Source organism: Burkholderia sp. 9120 (assembly GCF_000745015.1).
GTDB lineage: Bacteria > Pseudomonadota > Gammaproteobacteria > Burkholderiales > Burkholderiaceae > Paraburkholderia.
The window spans coordinates 5,043,548-5,062,896 of record NZ_JQNA01000002.1 but is presented as its reverse complement, the minus strand read 5'-3'; the positions used below and the strand labels follow the sequence as shown (position 1 = coordinate 5,062,896).

Annotated in this window: 22 protein-coding genes and 1 pseudogene; 15 read left to right on the top strand and 8 right to left on the bottom strand. The window is 62.6% G+C overall.

All coding sequences use genetic code 11. From position 1 onward, the window contains the following. Nucleotides 1-10: 10 nt before the first annotated feature. A complete protein-coding gene (locus tag FA94_RS30695) occupies nucleotides 11-838 on the bottom strand; it encodes an SDR family NAD(P)-dependent oxidoreductase (protein ID WP_051980942.1) in 828 nt (275 codons plus the stop codon). 125 nt (nucleotides 839-963) lie between these two features. On the opposite strand from FA94_RS30695, the gene FA94_RS30690 reads away from it, so the two are divergent. From FA94_RS30690 to FA94_RS30675, 4 genes are all read left to right on the top strand, one after another. Beyond that, entirely contained in the window at nucleotides 964-1,842 is an 879-nt protein-coding gene (locus tag FA94_RS30690) for a LysR family transcriptional regulator (RefSeq protein ID WP_035558542.1), read from the top strand. Nucleotides 1,843-1,909: 67 nt separating this feature from the next. Continuing rightward, nucleotides 1,910-2,821 (top strand): sterol desaturase family protein, encoded by a 912-nt coding sequence (locus FA94_RS30685; protein WP_035558539.1) that lies wholly within the window; start codon nucleotides 1,910-1,912, stop codon nucleotides 2,819-2,821. A 228-nt stretch (nucleotides 2,822-3,049) separates the two neighbouring features. Continuing rightward, nucleotides 3,050-4,324: an oligosaccharide flippase family protein gene (locus FA94_RS30680; protein ID WP_051980940.1), complete on the top strand. Its 1,275-nt coding sequence runs from the start codon at nucleotides 3,050-3,052 to the stop codon at nucleotides 4,322-4,324. 92 nt (nucleotides 4,325-4,416) lie between these two features. After that, nucleotides 4,417-5,211: a hypothetical protein gene (locus tag FA94_RS30675; protein WP_035558536.1), complete on the top strand. Its 795-nt coding sequence runs from the start codon at nucleotides 4,417-4,419 to the stop codon at nucleotides 5,209-5,211. Nucleotides 5,212-5,299: 88 nt separating this feature from the next. Here the strand turns inward: FA94_RS30675 and FA94_RS30670 are convergent, their stop codons facing one another. The 3 genes from FA94_RS30670 to FA94_RS30660 form a co-directional block, all read right to left on the bottom strand. Further along, the gene (locus FA94_RS30670; RefSeq protein WP_035558533.1) at nucleotides 5,300-6,115 is read right to left on the bottom strand and encodes a DUF2182 domain-containing protein; all 816 of its coding nucleotides are present in this window, start codon (nucleotides 6,113-6,115) and stop codon (nucleotides 5,300-5,302) included. After that, a complete protein-coding gene (locus FA94_RS30665; protein ID WP_035558530.1) occupies nucleotides 6,112-6,714 on the bottom strand; it encodes a DUF1326 domain-containing protein in 603 nt (200 codons plus the stop codon). Before FA94_RS30665 ends, FA94_RS30670 begins: the two co-directional genes overlap by 4 nt. A gap of 140 nt (nucleotides 6,715-6,854) precedes the next feature. Beyond that, nucleotides 6,855-7,631 carry an SDR family NAD(P)-dependent oxidoreductase gene (locus tag FA94_RS30660; RefSeq protein WP_035558527.1) on the bottom strand — a complete coding sequence of 259 codons (777 nt, stop codon included), beginning with the start codon at nucleotides 7,629-7,631 and terminating at the stop codon, nucleotides 6,855-6,857. A gap of 158 nt (nucleotides 7,632-7,789) precedes the next feature. Here FA94_RS30660 and gcvA point away from each other — a divergent pair, with 158 nt between their 5' ends. Next, on the top strand, nucleotides 7,790-8,704 hold the full coding sequence (gene gcvA, locus FA94_RS30655; RefSeq protein ID WP_035558524.1) for a transcriptional regulator GcvA: 915 nt from the start codon (nucleotides 7,790-7,792) through the stop codon (nucleotides 8,702-8,704). 62 nt (nucleotides 8,705-8,766) lie between these two features. Here the strand turns inward: gcvA and ppnP are convergent, their stop codons facing one another. After that, on the bottom strand, nucleotides 8,767-9,087 hold the full coding sequence (gene ppnP / locus FA94_RS30650) for a pyrimidine/purine nucleoside phosphorylase (protein WP_035558520.1): 321 nt from the start codon (nucleotides 9,085-9,087) through the stop codon (nucleotides 8,767-8,769). Here ppnP and FA94_RS38895 point away from each other — a divergent pair. From FA94_RS38895 to FA94_RS30630, 5 genes are all read left to right on the top strand, one after another. Beyond that, the gene (locus FA94_RS38895; RefSeq protein ID WP_156126744.1) at nucleotides 9,086-9,247 is read left to right on the top strand and encodes a hypothetical protein; all 162 of its coding nucleotides are present in this window, start codon (nucleotides 9,086-9,088) and stop codon (nucleotides 9,245-9,247) included. The genes ppnP and FA94_RS38895 overlap by 2 nt on opposite strands. A 289-nt stretch (nucleotides 9,248-9,536) precedes the next feature. Beyond that, entirely contained in the window at nucleotides 9,537-10,112 is a 576-nt protein-coding gene (locus FA94_RS30645; protein WP_156126743.1) for a hypothetical protein, read from the top strand. A gap of 127 nt (nucleotides 10,113-10,239) precedes the next feature. Further along, nucleotides 10,240-10,602, top strand: coding sequence for a GNAT family N-acetyltransferase (locus FA94_RS30640; protein WP_051980938.1), 363 nt, complete (start codon nucleotides 10,240-10,242; stop codon nucleotides 10,600-10,602). Between the two features lie 34 nt (nucleotides 10,603-10,636). After that, nucleotides 10,637-11,122 (top strand): AAA family ATPase, encoded by a 486-nt coding sequence (locus FA94_RS30635; RefSeq protein WP_035563595.1) that lies wholly within the window; start codon nucleotides 10,637-10,639, stop codon nucleotides 11,120-11,122. Next, nucleotides 11,119-11,682: an SRPBCC domain-containing protein gene (locus tag FA94_RS30630; protein ID WP_051980936.1), complete on the top strand. Its 564-nt coding sequence runs from the start codon at nucleotides 11,119-11,121 to the stop codon at nucleotides 11,680-11,682. Before FA94_RS30635 ends, FA94_RS30630 begins: the two co-directional genes overlap by 4 nt. Nucleotides 11,683-11,701: 19 nt before the next feature. Here FA94_RS30630 and FA94_RS30625 read toward each other — a convergent pair whose 3' ends face one another. Next, nucleotides 11,702-12,397, bottom strand: a complete 696-nt coding sequence (locus FA94_RS30625) for a pyridoxamine 5'-phosphate oxidase family protein (RefSeq protein WP_035558512.1) — start codon at nucleotides 12,395-12,397, stop codon at nucleotides 11,702-11,704. 99 nt (nucleotides 12,398-12,496) lie between these two features. Here FA94_RS30625 and FA94_RS30620 point away from each other — a divergent pair, with 99 nt between their 5' ends. Then, entirely contained in the window at nucleotides 12,497-12,934 is a 438-nt protein-coding gene (locus FA94_RS30620) for a GNAT family N-acetyltransferase (protein ID WP_156126742.1), read from the top strand. A 42-nt stretch (nucleotides 12,935-12,976) separates the two neighbouring features. Here FA94_RS30620 and FA94_RS30615 read toward each other — a convergent pair. Together FA94_RS30615 and FA94_RS30610 are read right to left on the bottom strand one after the other, a co-directional pair. Next, a pseudogene (locus FA94_RS30615) lies at nucleotides 12,977-13,750 on the bottom strand (MHYT domain-containing protein); the annotation flags it as partial. Nucleotides 13,751-14,095: 345 nt separating this feature from the next. Further along, nucleotides 14,096-15,379, bottom strand: a complete 1,284-nt coding sequence (locus tag FA94_RS30610; protein ID WP_231585070.1) for a LysR substrate-binding domain-containing protein — start codon at nucleotides 15,377-15,379, stop codon at nucleotides 14,096-14,098. Here FA94_RS30610 and FA94_RS30605 point away from each other — a divergent pair. The 4 genes from FA94_RS30605 (at nucleotide 15,302) to FA94_RS30590 (ending at nucleotide 19,333) form a co-directional block, all read left to right on the top strand. Continuing rightward, the gene (locus FA94_RS30605; protein WP_231585069.1) at nucleotides 15,302-16,084 is read left to right on the top strand and encodes a transketolase; all 783 of its coding nucleotides are present in this window, start codon (nucleotides 15,302-15,304) and stop codon (nucleotides 16,082-16,084) included. The two genes, FA94_RS30610 and FA94_RS30605, sit on opposite strands and share 78 nt — an antisense overlap. Then, nucleotides 16,081-17,079 carry a transketolase family protein gene (locus FA94_RS30600; RefSeq protein WP_035558507.1) on the top strand — a complete coding sequence of 333 codons (999 nt, stop codon included), beginning with the start codon at nucleotides 16,081-16,083 and terminating at the stop codon, nucleotides 17,077-17,079. Before FA94_RS30605 ends, FA94_RS30600 begins: the two co-directional genes overlap by 4 nt. A 10-nt stretch (nucleotides 17,080-17,089) precedes the next feature. Continuing rightward, complete coding sequence (locus tag FA94_RS30595; RefSeq protein ID WP_035558504.1) at nucleotides 17,090-17,935, top strand: NAD(P)-dependent oxidoreductase; 846 nt, start codon at nucleotides 17,090-17,092, stop codon at nucleotides 17,933-17,935. Between the two features lie 72 nt (nucleotides 17,936-18,007). After that, nucleotides 18,008-19,333 carry an MFS transporter gene (locus FA94_RS30590; protein ID WP_051980930.1) on the top strand — a complete coding sequence of 442 codons (1,326 nt, stop codon included), beginning with the start codon at nucleotides 18,008-18,010 and terminating at the stop codon, nucleotides 19,331-19,333. Nucleotides 19,334-19,349 lie beyond the last annotated feature (16 nt).

Sequence of the window (19,349 nt, the reverse complement as noted above, 5' to 3'; positions counted from 1 at the left end):
CGCTCGTCCTTTACGCGTGCTCGGCCACCAGCTCATTGAGCCACGGCCGCAGACCGCCCAGCGTGAATCCTCCATCCACCAGCAAGCTTTGTCCGGTGACAAAGCGAGCGTCGTCCGAGAGCAGCCAGAGCACCACGTCGGCGATATCTTCCGGCTGACCGATACGCCCCAACGGCGTGTGCGATAGAAACGGTAGCATCGCGCGTTCGTCTCCCAGCGCGGCGGCCGACATGGGCGTAGCGATCACGCCCGGGCTCACGTTATTGACGCGAATATTGCGCGAGCCCACCTCCATCGCGACGGCTCGCATCATCGCATCGAGCGCCGCCTTGCTCGCCGCGTAAGCCGAGGTGCCTGGCAGAGCGCCTTGGGCCGTCCACGACGACGTGTTGACGATCGCGCCGGTCACACCCGCGGCCAGCATTGCCCGCAACTCGTACTTCACGCACAGCGCCGCGCCGCGAAAGTTGGTCGCCATGACCGTATCGAAGTCCTCCGGCTCCATGTCGACGATGGGTTGCATGGCGCCCAGCATCCCCGCATTGTTCCAGGCCATATGTAGCGCGCCGAACGTGGCGACGCTGCGTTCGACCAGACGGCTTACCGCGTCGGCGTCGGTGACGTCGGTTGGAATCGCAAGCGCCCGGCCGCCGTCGTTCTCGATGGTGGCGGCCACGGCGTCGAGCTCGGCCGCGCGTCGGCCGGCCACCACGACATTGGCGCCTTCGCGGCCGAAACGCAGCGCGGCGGCTTTGCCCATGCCGGTTCCAGCACCCGTGATCAGCACGGTCCGGCCGGCGAAGCGCTGCGGAAAAAGAGCGGGCGATTGAGTCGTCATGCGGAGGCTCCATGAATGGCGCGCGAGGCGGAGTGCCTTCGTCGGCGCGGAAGCCGCAGTATGATTTAAAAGAAAACGGAGATAATCTGCGAAACTCTTGATTCTGTCGCAACCGAGAGTGTCAAATGGATCTTCTGGATAGCATGCGGGTGTTCGTTCGCGCGGTCGACGCGGGAAGCCTCAGCGCGGCCGCCGCGGACTGCGGCATGTCGTCGACGATGGCCGGCAACCATCTGCGCGCGCTGGAAAAACGCACCGGCATGAAGCTGCTCAATCGCACGACACGGCGTCAGAGCCTCACGGAATTCGGCGAAAGCTATTACGTGCGCTGCCAGGAAATTCTTCGTCTGGTCGCCGCCGCGGACACCCATGCGGAAAACCGTCAGGCCGTGCCGAGCGGCACGCTGCGCGTGACGGCGCCCGTGTCGTTCGGCAGTGAAGCGCTGGCGCCCGCACTCGGCGATTACCTCGCGCAGCATCCGCAAGTCGAGGTCGAGTTATCGCTGAGCGATCACACCGTCGATCTGCTGGAGCACGGCTTCGACGCCGCGATCCGGATCGGCGCGATTGCGGACACGGGGTTGGTCGCGCGTGCTTTAGCGCCGTACCGGATGATGATCTGCGCGTCGCCCGCCTATCTCGCCGCGCGCGGAACACCGCAGCATCCCGACGATCTGGCCGGGCATGAATGCCTCGCGTTCAGTTCGTCGTCCGGCGCGCCGTGGCGGCTGAGCGGCGCCGAGGGCACGAGTCATGTCGCGGTCACCGGCCGTCTGCGCGTCAACCATGGCCAGGCGCTTCGCGTGGCCGCGTTGCAGGGTCTGGGGATCGTCATGCAGCCCGCCGTGCTTTTGAAAGCAGATGTCGCCGCCGGGCGTCTCGTGCAAGTCCTCGACGCTTACGAATTGCCGAGCCGTCCCATGCATCTGGTTTACTTCGCGGATCATCGCTCGCCGAAGCTGCGCAGTTTTGTCGAGTTCGCGTTGCAAGCGTTTGGCGAATGACTTTGCTCTTGCGATACGAGGCTTGCCGATCTACGCTAGCCCGCATGCCGATACGGAGTATTCGCGCATGGACGTGTTGCTGACGATCCTCAAATACAGTGTTGCGGTGGTGCTCGTGGCGTCGCTGGCCGAAGCCGTGGTGCTCACCGTTCGACGCGGCCGGCACGGTTACGACTGGCGCGCCGCGGCGGTGTCGGTGACTGACTTCCTGGTCCGCGAATATCCGCTGCGCTGGTTGCTGCCGCTGGCCTTCTATGGCGATGCAATGAACTGGGTCTGGCATCACCGGCTCTGGACCGTGCCGATGAACCAGTGGAGCGGGTGGGTCGCCTGCTTCATCGGTCAGGAGTTCTGCTACTACTGGTTTCATCGCGCGGCGCATCGCACGCGCTGGTTCTGGTGCAACCATGCGGTGCATCATTCGCCGAACCAACTGACGCTGTCGGCAGCGTATCGTTTCGGGTGGGCCGGCCGCCTCGCCGGTTCGCAACTGTTCTTTCTGCTCGCGCCATGGCTCGGTATGCCGCCGCGCGTCGTGCTCATCTTTCTGTCGCTCAACCTGCTGTACCAGTTCTGGATACACGCGACCTGGATTCCGCGTCTCGGACCCCTGGAATGGCTGCTGAACACGCCCTCAGCGCATCGCGTACATCACGCGTCGAACCTCGAATACCTGGACGGCAACTACGGGGGTGTACTGATCGTGTTCGACCGGCTTTTCGGCACCTATATCGCGGAGCGGCGCGACACGCCATGCCGCTACGGACTCGTGCAACCGGTCACGACCTACAACATGCTGACGATCGAGTTCGATCATTGGCGCGCACTGTGGCGCGATCTGAAGACCGCGCGTTCGCTGGGCGAAGTCTGCGGGTATCTGTTCAAACCACCGGGTTGGCGTCCTGACGGCGACGGCGCGACCACCGAAGATCTACGCCGCCGCGCCGGCCCTCCAGGTATCGCCAGGGAAATACCCTGAGGTCCTGGCATCGATCATGGAAGGCCGGGCTTGCCACGGCCGTTTCCGTTTGCTTTCCGTTCCTAAACAAAGTCTCCCGGACTTGCCTTCGCCATATTTTTGTCACGCCACGTTCAGTGCCGCACAGAGCGTGGCGCAAAGATGACGCAAATTCGGTCGACGCCGCATCCGCCCTGATCGCCATGACAAGACGCCATCCGGGGAGCAAGCGACCAGGGAGGGGAGACAGTGAGATCGATCAGGGTTACGGCTTTCTCGGTGCGAGGGGGCCTTGGGCCGAGTGCGCCCACCTGGGTGTTGTTGCAGCAGGTCGTCGTACGCGGTCTCGTGGCGGTGAAGTTTCTTGCGCTGGGGCGCATTCTCGGGCCGTCGGCGATAGGCAGCGTCAGCATTGCGCTGCTCGCGGTGGCGATCGCGGAATCGCTGTCCGATACCGGTCTGGCGCAGGCGGTGATCCAGGGACGCGACACGCCCACGCATCAGGAACTCGGCGCCGTCTGGACCACGCTGACGACACGCGGCATCGTGGTCGCGTTGCTGCTGGTCGCGCTCGCGCCGGTCATGAATCGACAGTTTCACCTCGGCAATGCGCTCACGCTGCTGCAACTCGCGGCGGCGTTGCCGCTGATTCGCGGCCTCGCTTCGCCGGCTTATTTCGTGGTGCAACGTAATCGCGGTTTTCAGCAGCTTGCGGGGATCGAGACGGCCGCCGCGTTCCTCGATTGCTGCACCGGACTCGCGCTTGCGCTGAGTGGCGCGGGCGCTTATTCGCTGCTGATCGGGATGATCGTCGGCGATACGCTGAAAAGCCTGCTCACCTGGATCACGATGCGGCCGCGTCCGCCGATCCGGCTCGCGTGGGCCGGCATTGGCCATTACATCGACTTCAGCCGCTGGATCTGGGCCGGCAGCGTGGTGAACCTGCTGCTCAACCAGTTCGACAAGGTGATTGTCGGCAAGCTGCTCGGACCGGCGCAACTCGGCGCGTATCAGATGTCGTCGAAGCTCGCGCAGATGCTGTTGACCGACGCCGCGTTCGCGATGGGCCAATACCTGTTTCCGACGTTTTCCGCGCAACACCGGCACGATGCGCGCGTGGCGGCGCGGCGCGTCAGGTTATATCTGATGATCGTGGCCGCTGGCCTCGCGGTCCTGGTCGTGCTGCTGCGGATGATCGCCGAGCCGCTGTTCTCGCTGATTCTCGGGCCGGCGTGGATGTCGGCCGTGCCGCTCTTCAAGATTTTCGTCATCAACATGGCGATCGGCGCGTTGATCGCGGTGTTCGTCGCGTACCTGCGGGCGGTCGGCGATGCGAAGGCGGTCACGCACGCGTCGCTGATCCAGATGGTGCTGCTGATCGCCATCGTGCCGCCCATGACGCACTACTGGGGCGTGACGGGCGTCGCGTGGTCGATGACGATCGGCATGGGCTCGGCCGCTACGTGGATGCTGTATCGCACGTTGCGGCGGCATGATGCGCGTCCTGTGCCGCCGGTTGTCTGATTGACGGTCAAGAGAACCGGCTGTGGAAGGGACCGGGCGGAGCGGGCGGAAGCGCACGGTATGATCCCACTTTACCTCCGCTCGATTCCGGCATGCTCGCGCTCAAACTCACGCTCGTCCCGTTGTTTCTGCTGATCGTTTCGATGTCGGGCAAGTGGTGGGGGCCATCCATCGCCGGCTGGTTGGCTGGCCTGCCGGTGGTCGCCGGGCCGATTCTGTATCTGCTCGTGCTCGCGCATGGACCCGCATTCGGCGCGCGTGCCGCGACGCTATCGTTGTCCGCGATTCTCGCTTCGGAAGCCTTCAATTTCGCCTACGCATGGACCTGCCGCACGCGCTCCTGGCCGCTTGCGCTGGCGACCGGCCTGAGCGCATGGTTCGTGGCCGCGTGCGGTCTGTCCTGGTTGCCTGCGTCGCCGTTATGGGCTGCGATCGTGGCGCTCGCCGCGGTGTGTTTCGGCCAGTCGTTCCTGCCGCGCAGTTCGGCGGTCGCGGCCGGCGCGCCGCTGTCGCGCACCGACCTGCTTGGCCGGATGGTGGCCGGCGCGGTGTTGACGCTGCTGGTCACGTCGTTGTCGGGAAGGGTGGGCGCCGCGTGGAGCGGGTTGCTCGCGGTGTTTCCGCTGCTTGGCATCGTGCTGTCGGTGTCGTCGCATCGGGCGCATGGTCCGGACTTCGTCATTTCGCTGCTGCGCGGCATGGTGCTCGGCCGGTTTTCGTTTGCCGCGTTCTGTTTGCTGCTGTCGTTCGCGTTGCCTTATCAGCGTCCACTGGTCGCGTTTATCGAGGCCGCGTTGCTGGCGATGTTCGTGCAGTGGTGCACGAAGCGGCTAGCGACGACGCCACGCGCGAAGGCGGCTAGGCCGGGTGTCGCGGCCGCTGAATGAGGCGGTCGCGCGAACGCTGAAGATGTCGCGCGCGTCGCACAACACGCGTGGCGCGCAGGGTCTCGCCACGCGAGCGGACCCGCGCGCTTCAGGCGAGCGTCACCGCCATAAAGGCTGCCCACGACAGCAACGCCACGCCGAACGGCGCGCTAAGCCGCCTGCCCCAGCGCACGTTCTTTTCGATCGCCATCACGGCCGCCAGCAGAAGCATCCAGCCGAGGCTGCCGGTGCCGAGCGCGAACATCAACAGCATCAGCGCCCAGCAGCAACCGACGCAGAACAGCCCGTGGTGCGCCCCGAGTGCGAACGCCTGGCGGGCCTGCGCGTGCCCATGCCAGTGCTCGATAACGAAACTCAGCGGCGTGCGGCACCTGTCCATGCAACGATGTTTGAGCTTGCTGAACTGGAATGCGCCGGCCAATCCGACGATCGCGACGCCGATCATCCAGCCATGCCACGCGAGCGCGGGCACGCGGGCAAACAGCGCGAACACGGCGCTATGAAGTAGGTGCGCCACGAGTCCGAAAGCACCCCACACCGTCATATAGCCGAGGCCGAGCAGCATGAGGAGACGCGCATGATCGGGACGTTGCGCGGTCAGGCGGTCGAATGCATTGAAGAGCGGCAAGGTGCTCGGCAGCATCATGGCTGCCGTCATCAGAATCCATGCGACGGCGTAGAGCAGCGCGGGCAATAGCACATTGCCCGCGGGCAATGTGCGGCATAGAAACGCCGCCGGCCCCGAGGCGGTCCAGTCGCCGTGGTCGAGATAGCGTCCATACGGACTGCGCGCCCATGCCCACAACGTCGCCCAGGCGAGCGCGATCAACGCAGCCATTAGCGGCACGAACACGTGACCATGGCGCGAGGAGCCGGACGGTGCCCGGCTTGCCGGCGCGTTCATGCGTCGAAGACGAAGGTGCTCTGCAGCGCGTTATGGTTCTTGATATGGAGGTCGATGCCGAGCGCCGCGTTTTTCGATCGATAGGTGGGCGCCTTGCCGACAAAAACCGGCGCGCCCGGCACGGTGGAAAACACGGTGTCGGAGAGGGTCGTCTGGTTGCCGGTTGCCCCCGAGTAGGGCTCGAGCTCCGCGTAGTAGTTCGTGCCGATCTCAAGTTCGCCTTTGCCCGCGACCACGGTAAAGCGGATCGGCGCGCGCTCCACCGACACCACCTGGCCGATCAGTTTGGCCAGGTCGGCGACCGGGCCGCCGGCCTGGCCGGTGTAGACCTTCAACAGCGCGGCTTCCTGCTCCGGCGACGCCTGATCGCCGATAAAAATCGCGGCGGTCCAGTTGCCTTGCAGGATATTGCCGGGGACATGCGCGACGGCCGCGATGGTATTGCCGCCCACGTCCACGCCTTCAACCGTTCCTTTGTCGATGTGCCATGCGACGATGGTGTCGCAGGTTCCGTTGTCGGGGTCTTCGCCGATCCAGCAGGGACACAGGACCTTGCAATTGCACACCTCGAGTAGACGCCCTTCCAGGTGATAGCTCATACGAATCTCCATGTGGAGGCACGCGAAACACCGTCTTGCGGCCGTGGTAAAACGACCGCAAGGGGAGGTAATTGTCCGGCTGCGAAGTCGCCGACGTCAATCGCTTTCACCGTGATCCGAGGTGGCCTGACGCGTCGCGATCAAGCCTGACGTCCCGCCATTACGCCGCCGTCCACCGGCAGCACCGTGCCCGTGATCCACGACGCTCGCGGCGACGCGAGGAACAGGATCGCTTCGGCGATATCGGCAGGTTGCCCATTGCGGCCGAGCGGATGAAACGCGTTGAACGTCGGCAGCGTGTCCTTCACCTGATCTTCGCTCATGAACGTGTTGTAGACCGGCGTTTCGACGACCGCGGGTGCCACTGTGTTGATGCGGATGTTGGCCGACGCGAGTTCGATTGCGAGGTTGCGGGTGAGCGCATGCACGCCCGCGTTCGCCGCCGAATAAGCCGCCGACGGTGTCGCGCCGATCGCCTGCAAGGCCCACAGCGAACCGGTCTGAACGATCGCACCGCCGCCGCGCAGTTTCATCGCGCGTGCCGCTGCCTGGGCCATAAAAAACTTGCCCTTCAGAATGGTGTCGAGGAACCAGTCGTACTCCGACTCGTTGACGTCGAGGAACGCTTTCGGACGGAACACGCCCGCGTTATTGATCAGAATGTCGACGCCGCTGAACGCTTGCGTCGCGAGATCGACCAGCGCGTTGGCCGTCGCGGGCAACGCGATGTCGCCCGCCAGCGTGCGCACCCTGGCGCCGCCCGGATCGATTTCGCTGGCGGCCTGCGCGAGTTTTTTCGCGTCGCGGCCGCCGATCACCACCGACGCGCCGGCTTCGACCAGACGCCGCGCGACTTCCTTGCCGATACCCGAACCGCCACCCGTGACGATGGCGACATTAGAAGAAAAACTGTTCATGATGCTTCTCCGTGATAAGAATCGGGACAGCCCCGCGTCTTTTGAACGCGTTGCTTTTTCCCGTGCATTTTGTTTAATTCACGAAGTGATTATTGGCGTCTCAAGCCACCCCGGCAAATGAGATAATCTTCGCAACCAGTAAAGAAATTCTTTTAATCATGAAGTCACCCGTCTATCTGAACGCGTTGCGCGCCTTCGAGGCGAGCGCCCGGCATCAGAGCTTTTCCGCGGCGGCGCTGGAGCTCAACGTGACGCCGGCGGCCATCGGGCAACTGGTGCGCAGCCTCGAAGACTGGCTCGGCACGCCGCTGTTTCATCGCAGCAGCAGCGGCCGCGCGCGTCTCGTGCCGACGGAAGTGGCGCAGCGCGCGCTGCCGGACATTCGCGCGGGATTCGATCGCCTGAATCTGGGGCTGTCGCGTTTGAAAGAAGGATCGGCGAACGGTGTGCTGACCGTCACGGTGAGTCCGGCGTTCGCGGCGAAGTGGCTGTTGCCGCGCATCGACCGCTTTCAGGCGGCATGGCCGGAGACGGACGTGCGGCTCGACACGAGCCTCAAGCTGCTCGATTTCGTCGCGCAGGGTATCGATATCGGCGTGCGTTACGGCACCGGTTCATGGCCCGGCCTGACGGCGCACAAGCTGATGGACGAGGAGCTCTATCCGGTCTGTTCGCCGGTGCTGCTGCAGAACAGCCGCCGCTTGCGCAAGCCGGCCGATCTTGCCGGGCAGACGCTGATTCACGATCAGTCGGTGGAAAGTCACGCGGGGTTCGCGACGTGGGACGCATGGCTCGACGCCGCCGGCGTGAAAGACGTGGCGACGAAACGGGGCTTGCGAATCAACAACTCTGCCGCGGTGCTGCAGGCGGCGATAGATGGACACGGTGTCGCGCTGGCTCGCAGCGTGATGGCGAGCGACGACCTGGCGGCGGGGCGGCTGGTGCGTCTTTTTCCCGAGGTGGCGTTGACCTCGGCGCTCGCGTATTACGTCGTGTACCGGCCGGAATGCGGCACGTTGCCGAAGCTGATTGCGTTCCGCGACTGGCTGGTTGGGGAAGCGTCGGCCGCTTAAATGAGCGTGCCATTCGCGAGCGACGACGGGCGGCCTAGGTCCGCGCGTCGTCGCTGTTGCATTTACAGATAGCTGCAAACGTAGTCGAGCGTTTCAACCACGTCGATATCGAAGCGGCTCTTGCCCGGCACCGGGAACGACTCGCCCGCGCTATAGGTGTGCCACGTGTCGCTGCCTTCCAGACGGATGCGGCATTGGCCCGCTTGCACTTCCATGAGTTCCGGCGCGTCGGTGCCGAAGTTCAGCGTGCCCGGCAGAATCACGCCGAGCGTCTTGCGCGTGCCGTCGGCGAACAGAACGGTATGCGAGACACACTTGCCGTCGAAGTAGACGTTGGCTCGTTTGATAACGGAAACTTGATCGAATTGCGTGGCGGCCGTCATGGCGGTCTTCCTCCTGGTCATGGTGAATGAAATGCGTTGGCGCGCGGTGGCCGTGGTGCTGGCCGCGAGTCAGGCGAGCCGCCTGGGCGGCCGGTCCGGCGCGGAGCCGCCATCATACAGGCTGGCGCTGTGCGGCTTGGCGCGCGCAGCAAAGTTGTAAAGCTGAATTTCGTTTAATCAAAACGCGCATTCCGTTCTTTTCAATGTTTCAATACGTTCGAGTCATACAGGCGCAGCGGATTTCCCAGCGAATAGGGTTCACCGTCATCGAGGTGTTGCATGGTTTCTGAAAGCCCATGAGTATTTCTACATTGCCCGAACGCTCACTTCGTTCGAACCGGCTGCTGGCCGGCGTGCTTCTGGGCGTCGGCGCGCTGATCGCGTCGCGGGCAGGTTTCGATAGAGTCTTCGATGCCGTCACCGGCGGCATGCCGTGGGCTCGCGTCGCCTTGTTTCTCGTGCTCGGTGTCGTTGGGCTGTATTGTGCTCAGCGAAGCGGCCTGCAACTGGCGGCTCATGGTCTTCGTCATCCGCTTGCGGTCGCTTTTGGCATTGGCCTGCTCGTCGCGCTCTACGTCGCGTTCGTCGATCTTGTTGTGTTTCGGCGCTTGCTGCCTTCGAGTTACGTCGCCTACTTTTCCGGGTCTGCGCTGCCGGCACGCCTGATTTACTTCATGATGCGCGGGTTCAATGAGGACATTTTCTACCGTCTGTTTTTCATGTCGACGGTGCTATGGGTTCTTGGACTTGTCTGGCGGGATTCGCAAGGGCGTTTGCCGAGCGCCGCTTACTGGTTCGCCATTATTCTGGCGCAGGCTGTACCGATGCTGATCAACGAGGCGCCGTTCTATCCGCCGCACCTGACACCGGGTTTCCTGCTGTATGTGGTCGTGCGGTTCATTCTGGCCGGTGTTTTGTGGGGTTTTCTCTACTGGCGATATGGCTTTGTCACGGCGCAAACCGCTCACATTGGCACCCATATTTTTTTGCAGCCGATCATGGGGTTTGCGCTGGGTGCGGGATGACGAGGAACGGGATGCGGCGAATTGAAATGGAGGACCACTGATGCAAAGAACTTCGATGCCGAATATCACTTTGCGCCACGCTACCGAGTCTGATTGGGATTTTCTGGCGGCGGTCCACGAGACATGCATGCGCGACTATGCCGTACAGACGTGGGGCACCTGGTTCCCGGAACCGCGCGACGCGTGTCGGCTGGAAATCCACCAGATCATTCAAAGCGACGACGGTGAGATCGGTTGCATTGCGGTAGCGGAAGAGCCGGATGCCGTGATGCTGGAAAAGCTCTACGTCCTGCCGACGCATCAAGGGCGTGGCGTCGGCACGTTGCTGTTGAGAGGTCTGATTGAAAGTGCGCACGCGAGTGGCAAGCCAATCCGATTGCGCGTGTTGCGTGTGAATCCGGCTCGACAGCTCTACGAGAGAAACGGCTTCAAGGTCGATCGATCGACGGACGAGCGGCATTTCATGTCCTATTGGCCGCTTGGGCGATAGTGCGGCGCCCGTCCGCTACGAGACTCCTTACTCCGTGCATCTCAATCCCGATCATTACCTTCAGATAGACGGCCGACGGGTCTTTACACCCGAACGTAACACGACGGCTTGGGAACGACTTTATGCCGACCTGGCCGCGGCGCTAGCGGACAGCCCGCGGCGAGTCTTTCTGGTAATCGGCGTGCAGGGCTCAGGAAAATCCACCTGGGTCAAGGCGCGCCTTCAGTCTGCGGCGGACGTCATCTGCGTGGACTCGACGCTCGCCACTGCGGCGCGCAGATCGCGATTGATTGAGATCGCGAGACGTGCAAAATCGCCCGTTACGGGGGTCTGGATCAGGGTTTCTCTGGAAACGGCTCTGGGCCGCAACAGAACCCGTCCGCACGACGAGATCGTGCCGGATGAGGCGATCGCCAACGTCTTCAGGCTATTCGAGGCGCCGTCGTTGTCGGAAGGATTGGACGAAATCATTCTCATTGATAACGATGCTCCCGCGCATACATCGAGGAATCAAACTTGAGTCTGCTGAACCGCTTTATTGTCGGCTTACCTGGCCTGATTGTCGTAGTTGCGTTGGCGCTATTCGCGCTGCACCGCAATGGCGCGATAGAAACCGACGTGTTGATCGACAGTTCGCCGCAAGCAGTCTGGCAAGTTCTCACCGCAACCGCCGACTACCCCGCGTGGAATCCCGAGATTTCGCGGCTGGAGGGACAACTCCGCGAAGGCAACGTGATTGAATTCGCCGAAGGAACCGGGCCGGACGCCATGGTGTTTCATCCGCGAATTCTTGTGGTTCGACCGGAGCGGGAGTTGCGATGGAAAGGGTACGTCTGGCTTCCTGGTCTCTTCGACGGCGAGCATTGGTTCGTTCTTGAGCCGGTGGGCAACAGAACCCGCTTTATTCAAGGCGAAACATTCACCGGGGTTCTCGTCGGGCGGCTGACTCTCAGTGTTCTGAAAGCCACCGTCGACAGCATGCGCGAGATGAACGAGGCGTTGAAGCAACGCACCGAGCAGACCTCCGCGGCTTCGCCGGATCAGTCGAAAGAAGTGGACCGGCAGAAGCACGCAGGGTGACGCGAGCGCGCGGGGTCGATCAGGACGTTGTCGACGTCAGCGCGTCCACGGCCGTGCGATGAACCGCAGCGTCCTGCCAACGTTCCACATAGTCGGGCGTGCCGCGCGGCGCGGCGACGACCACGGGCATTCCCGGTTGCAGCGCCAGCGGCAGCACGCCGGCCCAGACCGGCAGATTCAGATCGGCTTCGTCATCTTCGGGACCGCTGCTGCTGATCTTGCACGCGGCTTCGTCGAGCGGAATACGCAGGATGGTCGTCGCGGCCAGTTCGTTGGTGTCGCCGGGGCGGGCTTCTCGTGAACGGCCCGGCGCGATGTGCTCCATCAACGTATCGAGCGCCGCGGACTTGAGCGCGTCCGCTATCACATCGAATTCACCGTAGATAACCGCCGAGCGATAGTTCATCGAATGGTTGAACGCCGAACGCGCCAGCACCAGGCCGTCGAGGTGCGTGATCGTCACGCAAACCTGCGCGCGGCTGGCGGCCAGCTTCAGCATGCGGCTGCCGTTGGAGCCGTGAATGTACAGATAGTCGCCGTCGCGCCAGCACGCGGTGGGGATGCAGTGCACGCCGTGGTCGTCGGTGAAGGCGACATGGCACACGTACGCGGCGTCGATGACCGCGTGGAGTGTGGCGCGGTCGTAATGTCCACGTTGCGCGAGGCGGCGAATGCGGCTGCGCTCGGATGGCGGCGCGGCTTCGGGGGCAGTCATGGCGGAACTCCGTGCGTTTAATCGGGAAGGCTCACACGATAAGAAAATCGTGCCATGATTTGTAGACCCACGAATAACGCTATTTTTAGAGCCATGAGAATGAACCTGACGTTCGCGAACACAACTCACGGCGACGCCGACACGCTGGTTCAAATGCGTATCGCCGCGATGAGGGAAAGTCTGGAGCGGATTGGCCGCTTCGACCCGCAGCGGGCGCGCGATCGTTTTCTTGCATCGTTTGAGCCGGACCTGTGCAAGTTCATTGTGATCGACGGCGTGTCGGTGGGCTTCGTATTAACGCGGCCCGAAAAGGGCTATCTGAAGCTCGATCATTTCTATGTCGTGCCTGAGCATCAGGGAAAGGGCATCGGCTCCACCGTGATGCAGGCGATCCTCGCCGATGCGGACGCGCGTTCCATTGAAGTCAAACTGGGCGCGCTTCGCGATAGCGACTCCAACCGCTTTTATCAGCGGCATGGGTTCGTCAAGGAGGCGGAAGACGAATGGGATATCTACTACGCGCGGAAACCGCAATGAGGGGCGCGTAAAGGTTGAAGCGGCTTACCGCGCCGGCCCCTGGATCCGATCGATCTGCTCATTCAGCCGCGTAATCGAGTTCGACAGAAACGTCGCTCTCGCATCGAGTCGGCTAAGCAGCAACGTCACGACAAGAATCGCGATCGACAACGGAATGATCGCAAGCGCCAGCCATTGAGGCTTGACGCCGCCCGCCGCACCGCAAATCGAGCCAACCGGAAAATCCGCCGCGGCCATGCCGGTGTAATGCATGCCGGCAATCGCAACGCCCATTACACAAGCCGCGCCGATACGTTTGCGCATCAAACGGTTCGGCCCCGCGCCGCGCAATGTATTGGTGAGCCAGAGTGCCGCCGTGGACGCGGCAATCGCAATCAGAATCGACGCGGCGAAGATGGTGGGCTCGTACTGAATAGCCGGATTCATCTTCATCGCGGCCATGCCCAGGTAGTGCATGCCGGAAATACCGAAACCCATGAGCGTGCCGCCGGCGATTAAGCCCGACATCTTCAGACGATCGAGCGTGACGACATGCAACGCGAACCACGAAACCAGAATGGCGATGACGAGCGAGTAACCCGTCACCGCAAAATCATAGCCAATGGGAATACTCAGGGAAAACGAGAGCATGCCGATAAAGTGCATCGACCAGATACCGATTCCCATGGCCAATGCACCGCCGGCTAGCCATATGTGTCGGGAACGGGAGTAAGCGAGTAAGGAAATACGGTCGGCGAGATCGAGTGCCGTATAGGACGCCAGTGTCGCGACGACAAGCGAAAAGGCGACTAGCCCCAGGTTATAGCTGCTTTGCATAGGTTGACGGCTTTCAGAAGAGCTCGACTAGTGATGGATGACAACCTGGCAGGACTCTTCGTTGACGAAGAACCTGGCCCTGCGCCTAACGCTGGCCTGTGCGTTGATCGATTCGTTTAGTGTCTTTGCCGTTGCTGCGGTGCAGCCGGAGTGCCGTCTATTTTGCTTCTTGTCGACGCGATACGGCTTACGATAAAGCAGTCCTGAATCTAAAGCAAGTACGTCGGATGCCTCATTAAATGAGCGCGAGCATTTGAATAGTGTGCCAGCTAATTTAATGCTCGATGCATTGTCGGAATGCAGCCCAACTTACTTTTCATTTCATGTGCCATCTAGCAAACCGGTTTAGATTAAAGAGCCAGGTAAGTTCTCGATCCCCAACTCCTTCAGTAACCAGCTCCTGAACGTGTCGAACGCCTGGTGATGATGAAGCCGTTTCGGATACACGAGATAGTGACCGACGTACGGGACTTCCCGCGTAGTGCCGATCAACGGAGACATCAGCGTCTCCTGATTCAATTCACGCTCGGCCAATAGGGTGGATTCGAGCACCACACCGAGCCCGCCGACGGCCGCGGCGATCGCCATCGAACTCCGATCGAAGCGCAATCCATATTGGTTCGGCGGGCTCAGATGGTTGGCCTCGAACCATCCTTTCCATTGGAACATCTGAACGTCGCACTGAATGAGCGTGTGTTCGTACAGATCCTCCGGGCGCTGAATTTTCCGCGCGAGTTCCGGCGCGCAAAGCGGCGTCAGTTTCTCGAGCGCGAGCGGAATCTTTTCATACGGCGACGGCTTGGGCTCGCCGTACACGATATCGAGGTCGAAGTCGTCGTCCTCGAAACGCGCGTAGTCCGTGCTCGCGGAAAAACGCAGGTCGATCCGGGGATTTTCTTTCACGAAGCCCGCGAGTCTCGGTAGCAACCATTGCGTGGCGAAACTCGGGGCGGTGTGAAGACGCAGCGGACTGGGTTCGTCGGTCGTGACGAGCGCGAGTCCGCGGCGCATCTCTTCCATGCCGCGCTGCACGTGTTCGAGCAGGATCGCGCCTTCGCGGGTCAGCGTGACCTCGCGTGTGCTGCGCTGGAACAGTCGCAAATCCACGGTTTCTTCCAGCTTACGAATGGAGTGGCTGACCGCGCTCGGCGACAGATCCAGTTCTTGTGCCGCCGTCGCGAACGACGCGGTGCGGCCGGCCGCCTCGAACACACGCAGGAACGGCAGCGGTAACTTGCGAATCGGCTTCATGCGTGAATTTTGTTCATGAATGGGTGCAATCTTTTCTTTTGTCAGTGGGTTTTTCCCAATGATACGCTGGCTCTGCGTCGAACTGGTTTGCAACTGATGAATGAAAAGCATCTGTTGCCAGTGAGTCAGCTGACCAGCCCGCCACGCCGGGCACCGCATTCCAAAGACATTCAGGACGGAGACATGACAGCCATCACCGAAACACGGCGACAGAGCGCCGCCACGCCCGCTAATTCCCACGCTAACTCCCACGCCGACCTCGCGCGCCATGCGTACCGGATCCGCCGCTTTGCGCTGCGCATGGGCGAAGTGCAAGGCCAGGGCTATATCGGCCAGGCGCTGGGCCTCGCCGACGTGCTCGCCGTGGCGTTCTGCCACGCGATGAACCTGCGCCCCGACGAACCCGAGTGGGAAGGCCGGGATCGCTTTCTGCTGTCGCACGGGCACTACGCGATCGCGCTGTACGCGGCGCTGATCGAAGCGGGCGTGATTGCCGAGGCGGAGTTGGAGACCTACGGCTCCGACGACAGCCGCCTGCCGATGTCCGGCATGGCGAGCTACACCCCCGGCATGGAAATCTCGGGCGGCTCGCTGGGCCAGGGTTTGAGCATCGCGGTGGGCATGGCGCTCGGTCTGCGGCAGAAAGGCAACCCGGCGTGGGTCTTCAATTCGATGTCCGACGGTGAACTCGATGAAGGCGCCACATGGGAAGCCGCGATGTCCGCGGCGCACCATCAACTCGGCAACCTGATCACGCTGGTGGACGTCAACCAGCAGCAGGCGGACGGCCCGTCGCAGCGCATTCTCGGTTTCGAGCCGCTGGCGGACAAATGGCGCGCCTTCGGCTGGCATGTGCAACGCGTCGACGGCAACGATCTCGCTGCCGTGATTGCCGCATTCGATCAGGCGCGCGACGTCAGCGAGCCGGTGCCGCGCGTGATCCTGTTCGATACGCTGATGGGCAAGGGCGTGCCGTTTCTCGAACAACGCGAGAAAAACCACTTCATTCGCGTCGACCCGGAGGAATGGCAGCAGGCCATCGCCGTGCTCGATGCAGCGCAACCCGCGGGAGACCGAGCATGAGCACCGTCATCAATAAACCCCGCCTGACGACGTCGGCGATGATCGCGTCGATCGCGACGGAAGGCCAGCGCACCATGGCCGCGCCGTTCGGGCACGCGCTCGTGGCGGAAGCGGCGAAGCGGCCGAATATCGTCGGCATGACGGCGGATCTGTCGAAGTACACCGATCTGCACATCTTCGCCAACGAGTACCCGCAGCGCCATTTCCAGATGGGCATGGCCGAACAGTTGCTGATGGGCGCCGCCGGCGGCATGGCGAAGGAAGGCTTCATTCCGTTCGCGACGACTTACGCGGTGTTCGCCACGCGCCGCGCGTACGACTTCATCCACCAGGTGATCGCCGAAGAAAACCTCAACGTGAAGATCTGCGCCGCGCTGCCGGGCCTGACGACGGGCTACGGTCCGAGCCACCAGGCCACCGAAGACATCGCGCTGATGCGCGGCATTCCGGGGCTGACGATCGTCGATCCGTGCGACGCGCTCGATACCGAACAGGCGGTCGCCGCGATCGCCGCGCATGATGGTCCGGTGTATATGCGTCTGCTGCGCGGCAAGGTGCCGCTGGTGCTCGACGAATACGACTACCAGTTCGAACTCGGCAAAGCGAAGCTGCTGCGCGACGGCCGCGACGTGTTGATCATCTCGTCGGGGATCATGACGATGCGCGCACTCGAAGCCGCACAAGTGCTCGGGGACGGCGCCGCCGACGTCGCGGTGCTGCACGTGCCCACCATCAAACCGCTCGACGAGGAGACCATCGTCGAAGCGTGCCGGCGTTCGGGGCGTCTCGTGATCGTCGCGGAGAATCACAGTTGTGTCGGCGGACTGGGAGAAGCCGTCGCCACGGCGTTGATGCGCGCACGCGTGCAGCCGGAATTCCGGCAGATCGCGCTGCCGGATCAGTTTCTCGCGGCGGGCGCGTTGCCCACGCTGCACGACCGCTACGGCATCTCGACGTCGTCGCTGGTGGGCAGCATCAAACAATGGTTAGCGTGAGGAGACCACCATGAACGTGACCTTTGTAGGAGTCGGCGCGATCGGTTTGCCGATGGCGCTACGCATCCAGCAGGCGGGGCATGCGGTGACCAGCGTGGATGTGTTCGGCCGCGCGCGTGAAAACGCGCAGATGAGCGGGATCGAGGCGGTCGCCAGTTTCAGCGCGGCGCCGGCGGCGGAGATCGTCGTCGTGATGGTCGCCACGCCGGAACATCTGTCGACGCTGGTCGATGAGGCCGTGAGCGCGGTAAAAGGGCAGACGTGGGTGATTATGTCCACGGTCGGTCCGGCGAGCGTGCGCGAGCAGGGCGCGCGTTTGCGCGAGGCCGGCGCGCGCGTGGTCGATGCGCCGGTGACGGGCGGCGTCGCGCGCGCGAAAACCGGCATGCTCGTGATCTTCGCGGCCGGCGAGCAGCAGGATGTGGACAGCGTGTTGCCGGTGCTGGACGCCATGGGCAGCGTGCATGTCACGGGCCAGCAACTCGGCGACGGGCAAAGCATCAAGGTGGTGAATCAGCATCTGTGTTCGGTGCATATCGTGGCCGCCGCCGAAGCGCTGAATCTCGCCGGCGCGCTCGGACTCGATCCGGCCGCCGTGCTGAAGCTGATCGAAAAAGGCGCGGCCGGCTCTTGGATGCTGTCGGATCGCGGGCCGCGCATGGTGGCCGGCAGCGACGTCGAAGTCACCAGCGCGATCAATATTTTCGTTAAAGACAGCGGCTTGGTGAATGCGGCCGCCGCGCAATGTGGCGCCGACGTGCCGCTGCTGAAAATCGCGCACGAGCGTTATCGGCAGGCCGCTGAGGCGGGATTGGGATTGCACGACGACAGCCGGGTGATCGAAACCTGGCGTTGACGGGCGGTTTCAGCCTCGGGCTTCGCCCTCAGCGCGCTATTCACCTACTAAAACGATTCGGAGACACAAGCCATGAGTACCTCATCCGCGACACTTCCTGCCAAGGACAATCCGATCAAGGTGTCCTTTGCATCGATGATCGGCTCGGCGGTGGAGAGCTATGACTTCTTCATCTACGGCACGGCCGCCGCCGGCTGGTTCGGCAAGATCTTCTTTCATACGAACGAGCCGATCGTCGGCATCATGGCGGCGTTCGCCACGCTGGCGGTCGGCTTTCTGATGCGGCCGTTCGGTGGCTATCTGGCGGGGCACTATGGCGATCGTCTGGGGCGCAAGACGGTGCTGTTCTGGTCGCTGCTCGCCATGGGCGCCGCGACCGTGCTGATCGGCGCGCTGCCTACCTACGATCAGGTCGGTGTATTGGCGCCTGTACTGCTGATTCTGCTGCGCATGGTGCAAGGCATCGGTTTCGGCGCGGAATGGGGCGGTGCGGTCCTGATGGCGTGCGAGCATGCGCCGGCCAAACGTCGCGGATTCTTCGGTGCGGTGCCGCAGGTGGGGATTCCGTTGGGGCTGCTGCTGGCCAACGGCGCGTTCCTTCTTTCGTCGACGATGTTCGAAGGTAACTGGGTGTGGCGTGCGCCGTTTCTGGTGTCGTTCGTGATGGTGGCGATCGGCCTCTTTATCCGTTTGAGCGTGAAGGAGTCGCCCGCCTTCGAAGCGATCAAGGCCAGCGACACGATCGTCAAGCAGCCCGCGTTGCAGGTGATTCGCAGCGACTGGCGCATGATCCTGAAGATCATCGGCTTGCGTCTCGCGGAAACGGGCGGCTACTACATCACGACCAGTTTCATGCTGTCGTACGTGATCCTCGCGCATGTGTCTGCCAAAGAAAATGTGCTGTGGGGGACGATGATCGGTTCGGCGCTCGGTCTCGGCAGCCATCTGTTTTATGGCATGCTGAGCGACCGGTTAGGGCGGCGTCCGCTGTTCCTGTTCGGTGCGTTGTTCACCATCGTGTTCGGCATGCCGATGTTCATGCTGATCAACACCGGTGCGGCGATCATGGTCATTACGGCGGTGACGTTGTCGCTGCTGTTCAGCCACGATCCGATCTTTGCGGTCGAATCGAGCTGGTTCTCCGAGCAGTTTCCGGCGAATGTGCGGTCGTCGGGGATTTCGCTGGGGTACAACGGGGCGTCGGTCGTGGCGGGCTTGCTGCCGTTTGTTGCCACTGGCCTGTATGGCGTGGTGGGTTGGATGGGGCCGGCGGTCATGTTCTCGCTGCTCGGCATTATCTCCAGCCTGTGCGCGCTGTCCATGCGGGAAACGGCGCCTGCCGTACTCGAAAGACGCTCCGATATGCCGATGAGCCAGCATAAGGTGGGCACGCGCTGAGGTTGCAGTACCGATG